Annotated in this window: 16 protein-coding genes; 11 read left to right on the forward strand and 5 right to left on the reverse strand. The window is 43.7% G+C overall.

The window, feature by feature from the left end:
• The first annotated feature begins 10 nt into the window (after positions 1–10).
• From hrpA to AOC33_RS08575, 7 genes are all read left to right on the forward strand, one after another.
• Positions 11–3,934 (forward strand): ATP-dependent RNA helicase HrpA, encoded by a 3,924-nt coding sequence (hrpA, locus tag AOC33_RS08545; RefSeq protein WP_245835647.1) that lies wholly within the window; start codon positions 11–13, stop codon positions 3,932–3,934.
• Positions 3,935–4,001: 67 nt separating this feature from the next.
• Entirely contained in the window at positions 4,002–4,253 is a 252-nt protein-coding gene (locus AOC33_RS08550) for a CCDC90 family protein (protein ID WP_089516593.1), read from the forward strand.
• A gap of 84 nt (positions 4,254–4,337) precedes the next feature.
• Positions 4,338–5,339, forward strand: a complete 1,002-nt coding sequence (locus tag AOC33_RS08555; protein WP_089516594.1) for a YVTN family beta-propeller repeat protein — start codon at positions 4,338–4,340, stop codon at positions 5,337–5,339.
• Positions 5,340–5,342: 3 nt separating this feature from the next.
• Positions 5,343–6,140 (forward strand): polysaccharide deacetylase family protein, encoded by a 798-nt coding sequence (locus AOC33_RS08560; protein WP_089516595.1) that lies wholly within the window; start codon positions 5,343–5,345, stop codon positions 6,138–6,140.
• Positions 6,137–7,108 carry a sterol desaturase family protein gene (locus AOC33_RS08565; RefSeq protein WP_089516596.1) on the forward strand — a complete coding sequence of 324 codons (972 nt, stop codon included), beginning with the start codon at positions 6,137–6,139 and terminating at the stop codon, positions 7,106–7,108. Before AOC33_RS08560 ends, AOC33_RS08565 begins: the two co-directional genes overlap by 4 nt.
• A gap of 34 nt (positions 7,109–7,142) precedes the next feature.
• Positions 7,143–7,955 (forward strand): EI24 domain-containing protein, encoded by an 813-nt coding sequence (locus tag AOC33_RS08570; RefSeq protein ID WP_219349923.1) that lies wholly within the window; start codon positions 7,143–7,145, stop codon positions 7,953–7,955.
• Complete coding sequence (locus AOC33_RS08575) at positions 7,945–8,769, forward strand: competence/damage-inducible protein A (RefSeq protein ID WP_089516597.1); 825 nt, start codon at positions 7,945–7,947, stop codon at positions 8,767–8,769. The genes AOC33_RS08570 and AOC33_RS08575 overlap by 11 nt, the downstream gene beginning before the upstream one ends.
• A gap of 68 nt (positions 8,770–8,837) precedes the next feature.
• On the opposite strand, the gene AOC33_RS09135 is transcribed toward AOC33_RS08575, so the two are convergent.
• Positions 8,838–8,975, reverse strand: a complete 138-nt coding sequence (locus AOC33_RS09135; protein ID WP_180738130.1) for a hypothetical protein — start codon at positions 8,973–8,975, stop codon at positions 8,838–8,840.
• On the opposite strand from AOC33_RS09135, the gene glnA reads away from it, so the two are divergent.
• The 4 genes from glnA to xth all read left to right on the forward strand — a co-directional run bounded on the left by glnA (position 8,974) and on the right by xth (position 13,914).
• Complete coding sequence (gene glnA, locus AOC33_RS08580; protein ID WP_089516692.1) at positions 8,974–10,392, forward strand: type I glutamate--ammonia ligase; 1,419 nt, start codon at positions 8,974–8,976, stop codon at positions 10,390–10,392. The two genes, AOC33_RS09135 and glnA, sit on opposite strands and share 2 nt — an antisense overlap.
• A 30-nt stretch (positions 10,393–10,422) precedes the next feature.
• On the forward strand, positions 10,423–11,550 hold the full coding sequence (glnL, locus tag AOC33_RS08585) for a nitrogen regulation protein NR(II) (RefSeq protein ID WP_089516598.1): 1,128 nt from the start codon (positions 10,423–10,425) through the stop codon (positions 11,548–11,550).
• An 18-nt stretch (positions 11,551–11,568) separates the two neighbouring features.
• On the forward strand, positions 11,569–13,014 hold the full coding sequence (gene ntrC, locus AOC33_RS08590) for a nitrogen regulation protein NR(I) (RefSeq protein ID WP_089516599.1): 1,446 nt from the start codon (positions 11,569–11,571) through the stop codon (positions 13,012–13,014).
• 69 nt (positions 13,015–13,083) lie between these two features.
• On the forward strand, positions 13,084–13,914 hold the full coding sequence (gene xth, locus AOC33_RS08595; RefSeq protein ID WP_089516693.1) for an exodeoxyribonuclease III: 831 nt from the start codon (positions 13,084–13,086) through the stop codon (positions 13,912–13,914).
• Here xth and AOC33_RS08600 read toward each other — a convergent pair.
• From AOC33_RS08600 to AOC33_RS08615, 4 genes are all read right to left on the reverse strand, one after another.
• Positions 13,906–16,002 (reverse strand): M3 family metallopeptidase, encoded by a 2,097-nt coding sequence (locus AOC33_RS08600; RefSeq protein WP_425439830.1) that lies wholly within the window; start codon positions 16,000–16,002, stop codon positions 13,906–13,908. The two genes, xth and AOC33_RS08600, sit on opposite strands and share 9 nt — an antisense overlap.
• Positions 16,003–16,067: 65 nt before the next feature.
• Positions 16,068–16,919 (reverse strand): bifunctional methylenetetrahydrofolate dehydrogenase/methenyltetrahydrofolate cyclohydrolase FolD, encoded by an 852-nt coding sequence (folD, locus tag AOC33_RS08605; protein ID WP_089516601.1) that lies wholly within the window; start codon positions 16,917–16,919, stop codon positions 16,068–16,070.
• Between the two features lies 1 nt (position 16,920).
• A complete protein-coding gene (locus AOC33_RS08610) occupies positions 16,921–17,544 on the reverse strand; it encodes a response regulator transcription factor (RefSeq protein WP_089516602.1) in 624 nt (207 codons plus the stop codon).
• Between the two features lie 4 nt (positions 17,545–17,548).
• The gene (locus AOC33_RS08615) at positions 17,549–20,047 is read right to left on the reverse strand and encodes a PAS domain-containing sensor histidine kinase (RefSeq protein ID WP_089516603.1); all 2,499 of its coding nucleotides are present in this window, start codon (positions 20,045–20,047) and stop codon (positions 17,549–17,551) included.
• Positions 20,048–20,119 lie beyond the last annotated feature (72 nt).

Consider the following 20,119-nt stretch of genomic DNA (forward strand, 5'->3'; position numbering starts at 1 on the left):
AAATTATAGGGTGCAACCAGAAAAAATAACCAAACTTTTAAAAATTGAGTTTCCCGAAAGCTTACCTGTCTCTGGGCAGAGGGAAAAAATCACTCATGCTTTAGAGCAGAACCAAGTCATCATTGTGTGCGGAGAAACCGGTTCTGGCAAGACCACGCAGTTGCCAAAGATCTGTTTGGCCATGGGGCGCGGACGAGCGAATGGTACTGGTCAGTTGATTGGGCATACCCAGCCACGGCGCATTGCAGCCACATCTACAGCCAAACGGATTGCTCAGGAGCTTGGAAGCCCCATCGGAGAAGATGTCGGTTACCAGGTGCGGTTTGCAGATAAAACCTCCGCAACCGCCTCAGTCAAGCTGATGACAGACGGTATTTTATTGGCGGAAACTCAGCGCGACCCACTTTTAAAGGCTTACGACACCATCATCATCGATGAGGCTCATGAGCGGAGTCTAAATATTGATTTTCTTTTAGGCTATTTAAGGCAATTATTGCCTAAGCGTCCAGACTTGAAGGTGATTGTTACATCGGCAACGATCGATGCCCAGCGTTTTGCTGAGCATTTCGGCTCAAAAGAGCGCCCAGCACCAGTGATTGAAGTCAGTGGCCGTTTGTTCCCGGTGGAACTTCGCTACAGACCATTGCTGGAGGCAGGTAAAAAAGACCCCAAAGAAATCCCAGAAGCAGTGTTGGATGCCATCTCAGAGCTGTGGCGCGACGGACCTCATTCCGCAGGCGATATTTTGGTGTTCCTTCCAGGTGAACGCGAAATCCGAGATTGCGCTGAAGCTATCCGTAAAGACCACGTCCTGAACCAGCGCTTTCGCCCTGATGTTCTTAGCTTATTCGCTAGACAGTCAGTCGCTGAGCAAGAGAGAGTTTTCCAAGGTGAGGGTGGCCGTCGCATTGTCTTAGCCACCAACGTCGCTGAAACATCATTGACCGTGCCAGGTATTCGCTTTGTGATTGATGTGGGCTTGGCAAGGGTCAAGCGCTATTCTTATCGCAACAAGGTTGAGCAACTCCAAGTAGAGCCAATTTCTCAAGCGGCAGCCAACCAACGGGCCGGTCGATGCGGACGTGTTTCTGATGGTATTTGTGTTCGTTTGTATGACGAGGTTGATTTCAATGCTCGCCCAAAATTCACCGATCCTGAAATTTTAAGAAGCTCTTTGGCTGCCGTGATTCTTCGAATGCGCGCCTTAAAACTTCCAAAAATCCAAGAGTTTCCATTTCTTGAGGCTCCTTTGGGTCGAGCCATTGCCGATGGTGTTCAGCTATTGGAAGAGTTGGGTGCCATGGAGTCTGATGGCCCAAGGCAGGGTGCATTGACACCGATTGGTAAACAATTAGCGGCTTTACCTTTAGATCCAAGAGTGGGTCGTATGCTTTTGGCTGCAAAAGAGCACCAAGCGCTCAGAGAAGTTTTGATCATTGCTACGGCCATGGCCACACAAGATCCAAGAGATCGTCCGATGGAGTATGCCCAAGCAGCTGATACCGCTCACAAGGTCTTTGCCGACGAAAGATCTGAATTCTTATCATTTGTTAAGTTGTGGGATTGGTATCAGCAAGCACTCGTTAACAAACAAAGCAATCGACAATTAGAAAACCTGTGCAAGAGTCATTTCATCTCGCCCAGAAGAATGCGAGAGTGGCGTGACATTCATGGACAGTTACACCGCTTATTGATTGAACAGGGTTGGAAAGAAAATCAAACACCAGCGACGTTTGAGCAAATCCATCTTTCTTTATTGACTGGCTTACTTGGCAATATTGCTAAAAAAGCCGACGATGAAAAACATGGGCCAGGTATTTATGAGGGTGCTCGTGGTATCAAGTTAAATATTTGGCCAGGATCAACGATTGGTAAAAAAGCAGGCGCATGGATCCTGGCTTCAGAGTTGGTTGAGACCAGTCGACTCTTTGCTAGAACCATTGCGAAGATTGAGCCACAGTGGGTAGAAAAAGTCGCGAGCCATCGCATTCAGAGATCTTGGAGTGATCCATTTTGGGACGCTCGCCAGGGGGAGGTCATGGCACATGAGCGCGGAACTCTTTATGGCTTGCCTATTTATCACGGCAGAAAAATACGTTTCTCACCAAAAGACCCTTTAGAAGCTCGTCACATCTTTATCCAAAGAGCTTTGGTAGAGGCTGACTTGTTTGGTCAGGCTGAAGTTGCTCAGGCGCAAAAGCAAGGTGGAGCTATTGGAGCTTTCTTTTGGCATAACTTGAGCCTTATTAAACAAATCGAAGCACTCGAGCACCGCTCTCGTCGACAGGATGTCTTGGTAGATGATCAGTTGTTATTTGCCTTTTACGATCAGCAGTTGCCTAAGACTGTTTTTTGCAAAGCGACTCTTGAAGCATGGCTCAAAGAAGACGCTAAGAATGGCATATCTCTCAAGCTAGATAAATCAGACTTGATGAGGCATGAAGCTGCAGGCGTTACTTTGGATCGTTACCCAAAAACCATGAAAATGGCAGGTACTGAGTTGCAACTGAGTTATCACTTTGAACCTGGCAGCCCTAAAGATGGTGTGACGATGGTGATTCCTTTGACCTTGCTCAATCAAATTGATCAACGTCGCTGCGAATGGCTGGTGCCTGGTTTGGCCACAGAAAAAACTCAGCTCTACCTCAAATCATTGCCGCAAAAATTACGCCGTTACTGTGTACCTTTACCTGACTATGCCAAGAAATTTGTAGAGCGCGCCTCAGAGAAAAACACTTTTGGTGATGGTGATTATTTGGATGCCTTGATTGCTGATATTCGTGAGCAAACTCAAGTTCAAGTTCAGAGGGCTGATTTCAGACCTGAGAACTTACCCTTGCATTGTTTTATGAACTTCCGCTTGGTCGATGAGTATGGGCGTCAGATTGATTTAGAGCGCAATCTGGGTAAATTGAGGGCAGAACATTCTCAGGCAGCCAGAGAGGTCTTTCAAGAGGTTGCTGCGAGTGCTGTTGACCAGTTGGTAACTGCTGCAAAGAATACAGGTTCTGAAATACCATCTTCGCCTACTCAGGGCGTCAAGGAGGAAAAAACCAAAGCTGCGATCTCTCAAACAGACAATATCAAAGACTGGTCTTTTGGTGCTCTGCCAGAGATGCTAGAAATTAAACGCGGTAAACAGAATTTATATGGTTACCCAGCATTGGTTGATCAGCAAACCCATTGTGACATCGAAGTTTTTGATGATCCGGAGGTGGCAAGAAAAGCCCACCTCCAGGGACTGCGTAGATTGTTCGCACTTCCCATGCGAGAAACTATCAAGGCTTTGCATAAGCAGTTACCTGGGGCAAGAGATTTAGGTCTTCTCTTCATGAACATTGGCAATGCTGAAGACTTGATCACGCAGGTGATTGACTTGGCTATTGAGAGATCTTGTTTGATGGAGCCATTGCCAACAAATGCCGATGAATTTAAGCAACGACTTGATCTGGGTAAACCAAAGTTAGCATTGATTGCTCAAGAAATTGGTCGTCATGCTTTGAGCGCACTTCAGGCTCACGCTGATTTACAAAAACGAATGGCTCAATTAAAGGCTTTGTCTGCAAATGCTCATGCTGATGTCACAAATCAAATTCAACAATTAATTCACCTCAAGTTTGTCAGTCAAACCCCTTATGAATACTTGGTTCATTTGCCGCGCTATCTCAAAGCAGCTTCGATGCGCATTGATAAGATCAGACTCAATCCATCAAGAGATGCTCAGCTTCAACAAGAGTGGCAATCATTGCAGCAACCTTGGATGAAGCTTCTTGCTGCACAAAAGGCGTATGGATCTTCCGTTGATCCGCGTTTGAATGATTTCAGGTGGCAGTTAGAGGAGTTGAGGGTGGCTTTGTATGCCCAAGAGCTCAAGACGCCAACTCCAATGTCCTCAAAACGCCTGCAGAAAATTCTAGACAGTCTCAAGAAGTGATCCTCTTTTTTCGAGGGTTTACTCTTCTGTATACTTATAAAAATAATAACTAATAAGGATGAGGCGCATGGTTACTTTTGATACCTTAAAGTTTTACAAAGAAATGTCTAATGCTGGAATGGAAGAAAAGCAGGCCATCACCATATCTAAAGAGCTTCAAGAAATATTTAGTCAAAATTCAGACCATTTAGCAACTAAGAGCGATATACGAGAAGTGAAGATGGAGCTAAAGGGTGAAATTTACTTATTACGGTGGATGATTGGATTTGTCATGGCTGCTATTGTTGCCTCATTGATTCAGCACAACTTTATACATTGAGTAAATCTGATTAGATTTTGTGGGAAATCAATAAAACCGTTGTGGTTTTAGGATTTATGGCGATTTGGGTCTTAAAATCCCCTAATGTCTAAATCATTCAATTTAAACCCCATTTTTCCTTATTTTTTAGCTTTGGCATTTTTATTGCCTGGGTTAACGGTTCAGGCTGCTGATCCTGTCAAGCGAACTGCGATCGTACTCAACTCAGGTGAGGCCAGTGTCAGTCTGATTGACATGGATAAAAGGGCTGTTTATAAAACCTTTCCGATTGGAAAGGAGCCTCATCATTTGATGATCACTCCGGATCAAAAATCAGTATTGGTAGCCAATGCTGCTGGTGATGATGTGGTTTTTTTAGATCCCAAAAATGGGGATATTCAATCACGCCTGCCTAATATCGTTGATCCGTATCACATTGGCTATTCACCGAATAAAAAGTGGTTTATTGCTGCTGGCAACCGATTAGACAGGGTGGATATTTATGCGGCTCAAAACCAAGAGTTGAAATTGGTGAAAATTGTAAAAGCAGCTAAGACGCCAAGTCACATCGCTTTTACAAATGACAGCAAACTAACCTTTGTGACCTTGCAAGACTCTAATGAACTGATCGCGATTGATTTGGCTTCACATGAGATTGTTTGGAGAATGCCAATTGGAAAAATGCCGGCTGGGGTTTGGATGACTCCTGGGGACAAGCATCTGTTAATTGGTTTAACTGGCTCTGACTTAGTGCAAGTGGTTGATTGGAAGCAGCAGAAGATTGTCAAAGAAATTAAAACTGGCAAAGGTGCGCACAACTTTAGACCTTTGGGTGATAAGCGCCATATCTTTTTAACAAACCGTGTTGACTCAACCATCAGCATCATTGACATGGAAAAATTGGAGAAGGTTGCTGACATCAAAGGTCTGCCATCTGGCCCAGACTGTATGGATGTCACAGCTGATGGCAAAGAACTGTGGGTAACATTTAGATTTGCCAAGAAAGTTGGCATCATCGATATCGCTAGCCGCAAACTGGTCACAACGATTCCTGTAGGGAAAAGTCCTCACGGTATTTTCTTTCACTCAAATGCTGCTTGGGAGTAGGGCTTGAGCTTGATCACCAGTCATCGCACTCAGTTGAAAAAGATAGCACTTGTATTGTTATTTTCAACCAGTGCTCATGCATCGACTTGTGAAAAACCCATTTACCTGACTTTTGATACTGGCAATATGGATGTCGCTGAATATGTTGCTGGGGTATTAAAAAAACATGATGTCAAAGCCACATTTTTTTTGGCCAACGAAAAAACCAAGCGTGGTGATTATTCTTTAGATGACTCATGGTCTGAGTTCTGGAAATCACTGAAAAAAGATGGTCATGCTTTTGGCAATCACACTTATCACCATACTTATTTTGTGAAAGATGCAGAAAATAACTCTGCCAAGATAAGACCTCAATTTGGTCCTCACGCAGGTAAAACCATCACCACCAGCCAAAGCGCTTTATGCAGTGAATTGCAGTTGGTGAATGATCGTTTTCAAAAAATGACGGGCTCTCCATTGAATAAAATTTGGCGAGCTTCTGGCGGAAAAGTATCTCCAAATTACATTGAAATGGGCCATAGTTGTGGTTATACCCATGTTGGGTGGTCAGAAGCTGGTTTTTTGGGTGATGAATTAAGTTCTGAGAAATTTTCAAATCAGCATCTTTTAGATAAGGCCCTGAAATCCCTCAGGCCAGGGGATGTTGCCATGGCTCATCTAGGGATATGGTCCAGGAAAGACCCCTGGGCCCCAGTAGTTTTAGAGCCTCTCATCGTCGGCTTGAAGAAAAAAGGGTATTGCTTTGACACTATTTTAGGAATTCAGCAGCACCGTCAAATTTCTAGAATAATGAAGCCATGAACACCTTATTTACCTGGTATGCCAGCATCCAAGAGTGGTTAATGCAAGAGTTGGTTTTACCCATTCTTTATGCATTTGGCGGCATGGGCTTTGCTGATGACGCCATTGGTGGCCTCGATTGGTTCATGTTGGGAATGATTCAAGTTCTATTGATTGCCTTGGTGCTTCGTCCGCTTGAAAGTTTTTGGCCAGCTGAAGTCATGGCATCTCATGCTACTAAACCAAAATCTGGAGCTATTTGGTCAGATGTTGTTTACACATTGATACATCGCCTAGGTATTTTTAAATTGGCCTTGTTTTTACTTTTCTCGGGCTTATTTTTTTGGTTTGATGCGCAGTTACATGATCTTCGCTTTATTCAACTCAATGTTGAGACATGGATCCCACAGATCACATCGATTCCTTGGGTCAGCTTCATTATTTATTTGATTATTTTAGATTTTGCTGAGTACGTCTATCACCGCTCATCGCATCGGTTCTCATGGTGGTGGCAATTACATGCTTTACATCATAGTCAGAAAAACATGACGGTCTGGAGTGATAACCGCAATCATGTCATAGATGATTTAATGCATTCAGCAGTGTTTGCTTTTATGGCTTTATTGATAGGTGTTGAACCCATTCAGTTCTTGTGGCTAGTGGCCACCAGTCAGTTGATTCAAAGTTGGCAACATGGCAATTTAAAATTTGATCACGGTTGGTTCAAATATATATTGATTTCTCCTCAATTCCATCGCTATCACCATGCGATTGTTTTGGGTCATGAGGCGCCTGGTAAACCTGGCGTTTTAGGCGGCTGTAATTTTGGTGTTCTATTTCCTTGGTGGGACATGTTATTCAAAACAGCCATCTTTTCGAAAGAAATTCATCCAACTGGCGTAAAAAATCTAGAGGTGTCTGAAAATCTATTGACTCACCAGTGGCAAGGCTTAAAGCATTCATGGCGAGAGCTCAAGAAGATTTTTTGATCATTCATCAGCAAATAAAAGAATAAAGGTTTTTGTGTTCAGAGCTTTTGGTTTATCAATGATTGGCTTAGTGCATCCAAAGATGCTTTGGTTAAGCTTGCGTCCTTTTTTGTTTGTCAGCATTGCGTGGGGCATTTTATTTTTCTTTATTTGGGAGCCCACGCTAGAAATCATCAGAGTTTTTATCACCACCTCATTTCTCACTGCATGGATTGCTGATGTGATGTCAGCAACTGGATGGGACGAAATCAGAGCAGTGATGGCACCTTTGTTATTGGTCATGGTTTTGATTCCATTGATCACAATTTCTCTTTTAGTCTTTGTTGCCTTTACATCCATTCCTGCTGTTATCAAACATCTTTCAAAGCAGACTCAATATCAATCTCTTCATCAGGCCAACGCAGGTGGTGTTTGGGGAAGCATTGTTTATGCATTGATCTCGATCTTCATTTGCTTTTTCTTTTTATTAATCACACTACCCATTTGGTGGATTCCACCCATGGTTGCCATTCTGCCCCCATTGCTTTGGGGTTGGTTGACCATGAGACTGATGAGCTATGACGTTCTAGCCCTTCATGCAAGCGCAGAAGAGAGAGATGCATTGATTGCTGAGCATCGTTGGCGCTTATTAGCAATGGGCATTATTTCTGGCCTGGTAGGGGCTGTACCCACATTCTTTTGGGCAACATCCGCTATAGCTTTTATATTTTTTCCGATTGTTTCATTCTTTGCTTTGTGGATTTATTCTTTGGTTTTTATTTTTTCAGCATTATGGTTCGCTCACTATTTATTAAATGCATTGCGTGAATATCGAATGGTTAATGGGGTTGTATTAAATGACGCATAAAAAGTTCCGGCTCATCGTTGTTGGAGATGAAATACTCTCTGGTAAGAGGCAAGATAAGCACATGTCAAAAATGATTGAGCTGCTCAATGAAAGAGGTCTATCGCTTCATCAAGTTGAATATGTGGGTGATGATCGCGAGGCAATCACGTCCGTATTGAAAAAGAGTTTTGCAACCGATGATGTGGTTTTTAGTACCGGCGGTATCGGATCCACTCCAGACGATCACACCAGGCAGTGCGCGGCAGCAGCTTTGAATGTACCTTTGGCTTTGCATCCTGAGGCTAAAGAATTGATCACACAACGCATCAATACCATGGCTGAGGGTGATGCTGAGAAAGCCAAGCTATCCAATCCAGACAATGTTTTACGCATGAAGATGGGTGAGTTTCCCGTCGGCAGTGAAATCATCCCAAATTCATACAATTTGATTCCTGGGTTCAGGATCAAAGAACATCATTTTTTGCCTGGCTTTCCAGTCATGGCTGCGCCAATGATGGCCTGGGTATTGGATGAACTTTATGCAGACTTGTTTCATTTGATTGATTTTGTAGAGAAGAGCTTCATCATTCCATTGGGTATGGAGGCCAGCTTGACCACCTTGATGGAGCAGATTGAGGCCACGCACGCAGGCGTCAAGGTCTTTAGCCTTCCCTCAGTGGGGGATCCTCGCAAGGGCGGGGTCTTTGCTAAACGTCATATTGAGCTGGGGATCAAGGGATCCTTGTCTGAAGTTGAGAAAGCTTTTCCCTTTCTGAAGCAAGGTGTTTTAAAATTAGGCTTCGAAATTCATGAATTGCCCCAAGCTGGTGATTAATGGGGCATTTGCCTGAAATTAGTGCATTTATGCACCAAAAAAGGGCATTTGAGTAATCTGCAGAGGGTTTATTGACCTAAAATGCTGATAAGTAAATGAGGCATGTCTTTTGGCATGCTTTGTGCATAGTTTTGTAATAAGCGGGTTGCATCTTCCATGAAGGGTGATGTGACTGATTTGAGATCGTACCAACAGGAGATTTGCATGACAACGAAGACCGTCGCTGATGTAATGAAGCTTGCGAAAGAGAAAGAAGTTACTTTTGTTGACTTCCGTTTTACAGATACCAAAGGTAAAGAGCAGCACGTTTCAGTGCCAGTGTCTCACTTTGATGAAGATAAATTTGAGAGTGGTCATGCATTTGACGGCTCTTCAATTGCTGGTTGGAAAGGTATTGAAGCATCAGACATGTTGTTGATGCCAGATCCAGTAACAGCTTATATCGACCCATTCTATGAAGAGCCAACATTGGTTCTTTCATGTGACGTGATCGAGCCATCAGATGGCAAAGGCTACGACCGTGATCCACGTTCTATCGCTAAACGCGCAGAAGCTTATTTAAAGAGTACTGGCATTGGTGATACAGCTTTCTTTGGTCCAGAGCCAGAGTTCTTCGTTTTTGACAGCGTGACTTGGGGTAACGACATGCAAGGTTGTTTCTTCAAAGTTGAATCTGAAGAAGCACCATGGTCATCAGCAACAACATTTGAGCACGGTAACACAGGCCACCGTCCAGGTAAAAAGGGTGGTTACTTCCCAGTAGCTCCTGTAGATACATTCCAAGACATGCGTTCTGAAATGTGTTTGATTTTGGAATCTCTAGGTATCCCTGTCGAAGTTCACCACCACGAAGTGGCTGGTCAAGGTCAAAACGAACTAGGCACAAGATTTAGCACATTGGTTCAACGTGCTGATTGGACAATCTTACAAAAGTATGTGATTCAAAACGTTGCTCACGCTTACGGCAAAACAGCGACATTCATGCCTAAGCCAATCGTTGGTGACAACGGTTCAGGTATGCACGTTCACCAATCTATCTGGAAAGATGGTCAAAACTTGTTCGCAGGCAATGGCTATGCAGGCTTGTCAGATTTAGCTTTGTACTACATCGGCGGTATCATCAAGCACGCACGTGCATTGAACGCGATCACCAACCCAGGTACAAACTCATACAAGCGTTTGGTTCCAGGTTTCGAAGCTCCAGTTAAGTTGGCTTACTCAGCACGTAACCGTTCTGCTTCAATCCGTATTCCACACGTGGCAAATCCAAAAGGTCGTCGTATCGAAACTCGTTTCCCAGACCCATTGGCTAACCCATACTTGTGCTTCTCAGCATTGATGATGGCTGGTTTAGATGGTATCCAGAACAAGATTCATCCAGGTGAAGCTGCTGACAAGAACTTGTACGACTTGCCACCAGAAGAAGATGCAAAGATCCCAACAGTATGTAACAGCTTGGATCAGGCATTGGATGCATTGAATGCTGACCGTGAGTTCTTGACTCGTGGTGGTGTATTCACAAACTCAATGTTAGATGCGTACATTGACTTGAAGATGGAAGAAGTTACTCGCTTCCGTATGGCTGCTCACCCAGTCGAGTTCGATATGTACTACTCACTCTAATCGAGAGACTAGAGAAGGTAGAGCGCAGGTATGTTGCGCAAACCAAGCAAAGAAGGGGCAGCAGTAGCTGCCCTTTTTTCTCCACACAGCGTTTGGGATGAGTTTCCAAACGCAATTCTGATTGTTGATTACAGCCATCAGATGGTGGTTTATGCAAACCCAGTTGCAGAAGTGAGTCTTGATCTTTCTAGTAAATTGCTAGAAGGAATGAGTTTGCATGATTTGTTTGGGCATAACCCGGAGCTTTTTCAAATGCTTGATGCAATCAAGACTGAAGAGGTTGCATCCCAGCGTCAAGATTTAATTTTGAACTCAGGGCCGGCTCGAGCCGATCATGACCCCATCAACGCCCATGTGGTGGTTGGGGCACTCAATCATCCTGATTTACTTCTGATTGAATGGTTTCCCTTAGAGCAGCAGTTACGCAGTGAGCGGGATGATCGCTTAGTGCAACAGGTAGAAGCCAATAAAACGTTGATGCGCAATTTGGCCCATGAGATTAAAAATCCTTTGGGGGGGATCAGAGGCGCTGCACAGCTTTTAGAGTATGAACTGCCTGATAAGGCATTGCATGAGTACACGCAGGTGATTATCAAAGAGTCTGATCGACTTCAAAGTTTGGTTGATCGCTTGCTGGCGCCTCACAGGAAGGCTCATATTGATGATTTCCTCAATATTCATGAAGTGCTGGAGCGAGTTAGGAGCTTGGTGCTGGCTGAATTCCCAAGCGGTCTAAAAATTAAGAGAAATTACGACATCAGTCTGCCTGATCTTTTGGGTGATAAAGAAGCGTTGATCCAAGCCGTACTCAACGTCGTTCATAACGCCGCTCAGGCCCTCAGAAGCAGGATCGAGCAGGGTGATGCTGAGATAGAACTGACCACCAGAGTGGTTCGCAATGTCACTATCAACAAGCAACGTTACAAACTGGCATTAGATTTGCATGTGATTGATAACGGGCCTGGCATACCTGATGAAATCAAGGACAAAATCTTTTTTCCTTTGGTCTCGGGTAAAGAGGGTGGCAGTGGTTTGGGGCTGACTTTGGCGCAAACCTATGTGCAACAGAATTATGGTTTTATCGGTTGTACCAGCAAACCTGGAACAACCGACTTTCAAATGCAATTACCTTTCCGCTTAAAAACGGAAGGAAAATAATAAGAATCGGATATCGATATGAAGCCTGTTTGGATTGTGGATGATGACCAATCAATACGTTGGGTGTTGGAGAAAGCATTGCAGCGCGAGAACATGCCTTATCGAAGCTTCACAAATCCTCAAGATGTTTTAGATGCTTTTGATAATAAAGAAGAGCCACAGGTTTTAATTTCTGATATTCGTATGCCGCGAGGCAATGGTATTGATTTGCTGCAGCAGGTCAAAGCAGAGCACCCACATGTGCCTGTGATCATCATGACAGCTTATTCAGATCTTGATTCAGCGGTTTCATCTTTTCAAGGTGGTGCATTTGAGTACATTACAAAACCTTTTGATATTGCCAAATCCATTGAGTTAATCCGTCGTGCGGTTGATGAAAGTTTGAGATTGCAAAATCAAACGCAAGAGGGCGCAGTCCGGATGCAAGAAACCACGGAGATTCTTGGTCAGGCTCCAGCGATGCAGGATGTTTTTAGGGTCATTGGTCGCTTGTCGCAATCCAATGTGACTGTTCTCATTACAGGAGAATCTGGCACTGGTAAAGAGCTTGTGGCCAGAGCTTTGCATAAACACAGTCCAAGAGCGGGTGGACCTTTCATTGCATTAAATACAGCAGCTATTCCAAAAGATTTACTCGAGTCTGAATTATTCGGTCATGAACGAGGCGCCTTCACTGGTGCTCAAACCATGAGACGTGGTCGTTTTGAACAGGCTGAGGGTGGAACCTTATTTTTGGATGAAATCGGTGACATGCCGTTTGATCTACAAACACGTTTACTGCGTGTTTTGTCGGATGGCCATTTCTACAGGGTTGGCGGCCATGATTCTCTTAAATCCAATGTGCGCGTGATTGCTGCCACTCATCAAAATTTAGAGGCTCGCGTTGCTGAAGGTTTATTCAGAGAAGACTTGTTCCATCGCTTGAACGTGATTCGTTTGCGCTTGCCATCCTTAAGAGAACGCAAGGAGGACATTCCTTTGTTGGCTCGTCACTTTATGCAGACCTCTGCAAAGTCATTGAGCATGGAGCCTAAACGCCTATCTGACGATGCTTTACTAGCAATTGCTCAATTACCATTCCCTGGCAACGTTAGACAGCTAGAAAATTTATGTCACTGGTTAACTGTCATGGCGCCGGCTCAGGTAATTGGTGCTCAAGATCTGCCACCAGATGCCATTGAGATCGGAGCTGATTTGCCAGAAGGTGTTGCCACTGAAATCTTGGCAAAAATTAAAACATCAAGTCCTGCAGATTGGGAGTCTGGTCTTGCTTTATTGGCTAAACAACTTTTACAAGACGGTAGCCGAGATGTCTTTAATATTCTGGAAACCAAATTTGAAAAAGCTGTTCTAACAGCGGCATTGGAAGTCACGAGGGGTCGTCGCGTTGAAGCTGCAGAGCGTTTAGGTATTGGTAGAAACACAATCACCAGAAAACTTCAAGAACTAGGTATTGATACTTAAATTATTAAGCCATATTGAGTACGTTCATAATAGAACGATTATTTTGAATTAAATCTATTTATGTCTGCTATTCGTCTTGCTACCTGGAATGTCAATTCCATCAAAGTTCGCCTACCTCATCTTTTGCAGTGGTTAGCTGCACAAGATGCCATGAAGGCTCCCATTGATGCTCTCTGCCTTCAAGAGCTAAAACTCACAGAAGATAAATTTCCGTTTGCAGAGTTAGAAGCCGCAGGCTATTACTCACTGGTTGCAGGACAAAAAACTTATAACGGTGTTGCGATTCTTTTGCGCAAAGCATCTCTTGCTGCAATTGCTCAAGATGTCAATACCGCATTTCTATCGCCTATTAAAAATAATCCTAAATTTGCCGATGAGCAACAACGTTTGCTGGCTGCAACGGTTGCTTTTAATGGCAGGGCCCCAATCAGAATCATTTCGGCTTATTTCCCGAATGGGCAAGCCCCAGGCACTGAGAAATTTGCCTATAAGCTTGATTGGTTAGCTGGATTGCATGATTGGCTCAGCGAAGAAATGGAAGAGCATTCAAGAATTGCATTGCTGGGTGACTACAACATTGCCCCTGAAGATCAAGACGTGCATGATCCAAAAGCATGGGAAGGGCAGAATTTGGTTTCCCAAGATGAGCGTGATGCTTTCTCAGGATTGATTGAGATGGGTTTTTATGACAGTTACAGACTCTTTGAGCAGGCCCCCAAAAGCTTTAGTTGGTGGGACTATCGGATGATGGGCTTTAGAAGAAATGCGGGTGTTCGCATTGACCACATTCTTCTGAGTGAGGCATTGAAAAATGACTGCATCGCAAGCTCTATTGATAAAACTCCTAGAGCTTGGGAGCAGCCATCTGATCACGCTCCTGTGATTACGACCTTAAGCTAAACCACCATGCCTTAAAAGGGCATCAATCTCAGGTTCTCTGCCCCTGAATGCTTTGAATGATTCTGCAGCTGAGCGGCTGCCGCCAACTTCAAGGATTTCTTGTCGATAGCGTTCGCCCGTGGCCTCATCCAAAATACTGCCAGTTTTCTTGGCGGCTTCTTCAAATGCTGCGTATGCATCTGCAGACAGTACTTCAGCCCATTTATAACTATAGTATCCAGCTGAATAGCCACCGGCAAATATATGGCTGAATGTATTGGGCCATCTTGATAAATCAGACTGCTTGATCACGTGAACTTGATCATTGATTTGTCTTGATAATTGCAAGATATCCACAGGTTTCGCTGAGTGTGGGTCAAAGTTTGAATGTAGGCGCCAGTCAGTCAAAGAAAACACCAACTGTCTTAAGGTGCTCATGCCGTTTTGGAAGTTCTTCGCGGCAATCATTTTTTCATAAAGAGATTTCGGCAATGTCTCGCCAGTCTCTACATGAGACGTCATCTTTTCTAAAACTTCCCATTCCCAGCAAAAGTTTTCCATGAACTGACTTGGTAGTTCTACAGCATCCCATTCAACACCATTGATACCTGAAACGCCCAATGATCCAACCTGAGTCAACATGTGATGCAAGCCATGGCCACATTCATGGAACATGGTGATCACATCATCATGGCTGATGGTTGGTTGCTTGGTAACACCATTGACCGTCACAGGCGCTGGAAAATTACAAACCAAATAGGCCACAGGGGTTTGGATTTTTCCGTTAGGGAGGTTTCTTCTACCTCTGGCATCGTCCATCCATGCTCCACCGCGTTTGCCAGGTCTTGCATAAGGATCTAGGTAAAAATTAGCCAGTAGTTTTCCATTCTTGCTCAATACCTTGAATGATTGGACATCTGCATGCCAAACTGGCAAAGAATCTTTTTCAATTTTTACGCCAAACAAGGTTTGCACAAGAGCAAATAAACCATCAAGAACCTTTGGCAAAGGGAAGTATTGTTTGACTTCGTTTTCAGAAAAAGCGTAACGGACTTGTTTGAGCTTTTCTGAGGCATAGGCCATGTCCCATGGCTCAAGGCTTGATAAATCTAAATGATCTTTAGCGAAAAGCTGTAGCTCTTGCCAATCTTTTTGACCATGAGCCTGAGCTTTCTTGGCAAAGTCAGTTAAAAATTGGTCCACCTCTACAACTGTTTTTGCCATTTTTGGAGCAAGGCTCAGGGCGGCAAAGTTTGCAAAACCAAGCATCTTGGCTTCTTCATCTTTTAGACGAAGCTGAGACAGCATATTGTTTGTGTTGTCCCATTCTGTTTTGCCGCTGCCAAATTTTTCAGATAACTCTGAGGCTCTCGTAACGTAGGCTTCGTAAAGTTTCTTTCTGAGAGTTCTATTTTCAGAAAATTGCATAACTGGAAAATATGAAGGGAAGTGCAAGGTGAAAGCCCAACCAGATAGTTCTTTGGACTCAGCTGTTTGCTTCGCAGCAGCAATAGCATCTTCTGGCAAGCCAGCTAATTCTTTTTCATCAGTGATCACATGCACAAAATGGTCTGTTGCATCTAAAACATGATCGGAGAATTCCTTGGATAACTGAGCTTGTTGATCTTGAATCTCGGCAAAGCGGATTTTCTGATCATCTGATAACTCGGCACCACCCAAACGAAAATCTCTTAGAGAGTTATCAATGACCTTGCGTTGAGCACGATCGAGTGAGGAGAACTCGGCTGATTGGCTCAAGGCCTTGTATTTTTTGTACAACTCTAAATTTTGGCCAAGATTTGTCCAAAAGGCAGTGACCTCTGGCAGCATTTCAGCATGAGCTTTTCTGAACTCTGGGGTATCAGCAACACTATTCAAATGACTGATCACCCCCCAAGCGCGCCCAAGATTTTCAGTAGCATCTTCAAGTGGCTCTACTAAGTCGAGCCAAGTGGCAGGAGTGGTTGATTTTAAAGAGAGATCAACCGCTTTTTGAGCTTCAGAGAGTAGTTGCTCAATAGCGGGTTTGATATCAACAGCCTTAATAGAGCTGTATTCTGGAAGGCTTTTGCCAAAGGAAAGTAATGGATTGAGTATTGGATTATTCATACTCATTATTATGTCCTGAAATTGAAATAAGTTCAGGAGTAAAAAGGCTTACGCCAAAAGGGTCTTTAAGCTTTGACTCTTTCAGCAGCCTCAAGCGTATTCAACAAAAGCATTGTGATCGTCATAGGGCCAACGCCACCTGGTACAGGCGTAATAGCGCTGGCAACATACTTCACTTCATCAAAGTCTACGTCGCCACAAAGCTTGCCATCTGGCAAACGATTGATACCAACGTCGATGACCACAGCGCCACTTTTAACCATACTGGCAGTGATCATTTTTGGTTTACCAGTGGCCACGACCAAGATATCTGCTTCTTTGGTGTGAGCTGTTAAGTCTTTGGTTTTGCTGTTGCAAATTGTGACAGTTGCCCCAGCTTGCAAGAGCAGCATCGCCATGGGTTTGCCAACAATATTAGAGGCGCCAATCACGACGGCCCTGGCACCTCGGATGGGATAGTCAATGCTCTCTAGCATTTTCATACAACCATAAGGGGTGCATGGTCTGAATAAAGGTGCACCAATCATCAAAGCGCCAGCATTCGCCACATGAAAACCATCCACATCTTTTTCAGGGGCAATGGCTTCAATCACGCGGTGGCTGTCAATGTGCTTTGGTAATGGCAGTTGAACCAAGATGCCATGGATGTTTTTATCATGGTTCAATTCATTGATTCGGGCAAGCAGGGCTTTTTCGCTCAAATCAGCAGGATGTCTTTCTAGAATGGAATACATTCCAACATCCTCACAGGCCTTCACTTTATTTCTAACATAAACCTGGCTGGCTGGATCTTCACCGACTAACAAAACAGCTAGGCCAGGCTTAACGCCTTTGGCAGTCAAAATGGCTGTTTTAGCAGCAATCTCTAGTCTGATTTTTTTGGCAAGCGCGTTGCCGTCAATGATTTGTGCAGGCATATTATTTATTTGATTCAGATAAAGCGAGTCTTAGGAGGTCTGCAACAGTGTTGACGTTGAGCTTTTCCATGATATTGGCACGATGTGCTTCAACTGTTTTGATAGAAATATTCAAGTCATCTGCAATTTGTTTATTGAGTCGACCCGCGACAATTCTTTCTAAAACTTGCTTTTCTCTACCAGTTAACTTGCTCAAAAGATTTTGCGTGTTCTTTTGTGTATCAGCTTTCGCATAGTCGACTCTTGCTCTGGTCAGCATCTTTTCAACCAATACTTTTAATTCAGACTCTTTGAAAGGTTTTTCAATGAAATCTATCGCTCCTTTTTTCATGGTTGAAACAGCCATTGAAACATCGCCGTGTCCAGTAATAAAAGAGATTGGCATAGGAATGCCTTCGGCTAAAAGACGCTCTTGAAGTTCAAGACCTGACATGCCTGGCATGCGCACATCAAGAATCAGACAAGAAACTGTTTCCTTGTGATCGCCCTGAAGAGCTTGCAGAAACCTTTCCGCGCTTGGCTGGCACTTAACAGTGTAGCCATTGCTTTCTAAGAGCCATGTCAATGAATCTCTCACAGCTTCGTCGTCATCAACGACATAAACGATTTCAGTTTTATTGTTCATATGCTTATTTATCCAAGGGAAGTAGTATTGTAAAGGTGCAGCCAATACCAGGCTGATCTTTTTCTGGGGCATTGTTTTCTGCCCATAGGCGGCCATGATGAGACTCAATGATGGAGCGGCAGATGTTCAAACCCATGCCCATACCATCATGTTTGGTGCTAAAGAAGGGCTCATAGAGTCTTTCTAGGGCATCTTCAGGGATGCCTGGTCCCTGATCCATGACACGTATCCGCAGCATGGCTGGTGAAACGGAGTTATCAATATCAACTCCCAGCTTGATTAACTTTGAAGAGTTAACTTTGACAGGGATATTTTTAATGGCGTCAATCGCATTTTTCAATAGATTCACCAGAACCTGCTGGATCAAAATTGGATCTAAAAAGACTTTGGGCAAATTATCTGCAAAAGAGATGCTGATTTGAACACCATATCTTTGTGCTTCAATTTCAGCCAATCCAACTGAGTCTTCAATGATTGTGGCTACATTGACCAGCACACTCTGAGGTTGACTTCTTTTCACGAAGCCCCTGATACGTTGAATGATTGTGCCAGCGCGATGAGCTTGTTTCGTTGCCTTTTCAATTGCAGGCAAGATATCTTTTTCAATGTCTATGTTTTGTTGCGATTTCAATCGATTGGCTATACCTGTGCAATAGTTTGAGATCGCTGCAAGCGGCTGATTCAATTCATGTGCCAAAGAGGAGGCCATTTCACCCATGGTTGTCAAGCGACTGGAAAACTGAAGCTTTTCCTCTTGCTCTCTTGTTTGATCTTCAACTTTTTTTCTGGCAGTAATGTCTGTTGCAATCATCAGTTGAGCTAAGTGACCATCGACCCAAGAGATGTAACGACGTCTTACTTCATACCAAAGTTTGGTTTGATTGATTTGAATCTCTCTGAAATCAGACTGAGTTGGTGTTAGAGCGGACGCTGGAAGCCCAGCAAAGCCGTCTACGCTGTCAATATCCAATGCCCCCACATCCTCCGGATTGATTTCATGGCCCGCCAAGTCAAGGTGAGCTTTTGTGGTGTTACCAAAAGTTTCTCGGTAATACTTGTTGGCAAACAAGAGTTCCCCACTTTGCAACGAAATAACTGACACTGCAGCATCAAGACTTTCCAATACTGTGGTGAACCGTTCTTGAGCCAATGCTAATTCTTGTCGTGCTTTGATAGGCTCCGTTATGTCAACAATCGAACTGATCCAGCCAGATTGCTCACCTTTTTCATCAATCAAGGGTGAAACAAACGTTCTGGAATTGATTTTGACGCCATTTTTTTTCTGCAAAATTGCCTCAAAGCCCGCTTTTGGAGAGTTACCTTTTAAAGCAACAGCCATTTTTTGGGTCAGATCAGGTACCAACTCAGAGGACCAGTAAGGAAATGGTGGCGACATACCAACCAGTTCATGTCGTGTCCAGCCTGTCATTTCGCAAAAAGCTGGATTCACATAAGTGATTTTCCCCTGCATGTCATGCGCTCTTAAACCAATCGTGATTGATTCTTCCATGGCACGTCTGAAATTAGTTTCAGTTTGCAAATCTTTCTGTATCGAATAACGTTTAGAGGTTTGCTTCCAAACAGACCACAAGCTCCATAGAACGAAGCTACTCAAGCCAATCACTAGCCAAAGCAATGTTCGATAGGTTAGGTTTGTGGGTGGCGGGTATGTGCTGACATGCAAAGTCAGTGGAATCGGTGTTTTATCCAAAGTAACGTTGTGCTCCAAAGATCTTGAGCTGGATCGTTTCGGATTAGAGCTGACCAACTCTTTGCCTGAGCTATCTACTAGGGCAAAACGGTAGAGCCCATTCAATTCACTAGGAACCATGTGCTGCAAAATTCTTTTTCCTGAGTAAAGAGTGGCAATACCACCAGTCACTGCACCATTCTGAATGATGGGGGTTACATGCCAAAAAACATATTGTCTGTCTGTATTGGAAGTTTCATTTTCTGCTGGATGAAAGCCCAGCATTCTTCCGTATGTTGCTTTATTGGACTCGGCCGCCTCAGAAAAAATAACGTTTAACTCTGTGTCGAGCACAGATTTAATCGATGTTCTATCTGACCACTTTGAATAGCTGGGGTTATTCGGCAGAGTAGCGATGCGATTTTGTCTACTATCTAACCAACGAAGTTGCAAAATTTCTGGGCTGTCTTGTATTAATTTAGTTGAAAGCTTTAAGAATGACTCTGGGTATTGGGCTTTGCTTGCAGAATTACTGATTTCACGACTTAACTCTAGGATCGCATCTTCATTGGCTGCGAATCGCAGCAAGATTCTTTGTTTGGCAAAAGCACTTTCTCGATAGAGTGTGTATTGCTGCTGATTTTTATCTTGGTAATTCAGGGTCCACAGAATTAATCCCATTGCGCATGTGAATAGCACAATGGCCAATATTGGTGTGTACAAGAATGTATAAGACCTTGCCCTTTGCTTGAGGGCTTTTGATCGGTATTTCTTGATGGCTTGACCAAGATATTGATGAATAACTTTTTTCAAATGAATACTTATTTACTTAGGGAAAACCATGCAATCCTAGAGTGTAATTCGGGAGGATACTGAATCACTGAT

It is taken from the genome of Polynucleobacter cosmopolitanus, from assembly GCF_002224225.1.
Lineage (GTDB): Bacteria > Pseudomonadota > Gammaproteobacteria > Burkholderiales > Burkholderiaceae > Polynucleobacter > Polynucleobacter cosmopolitanus.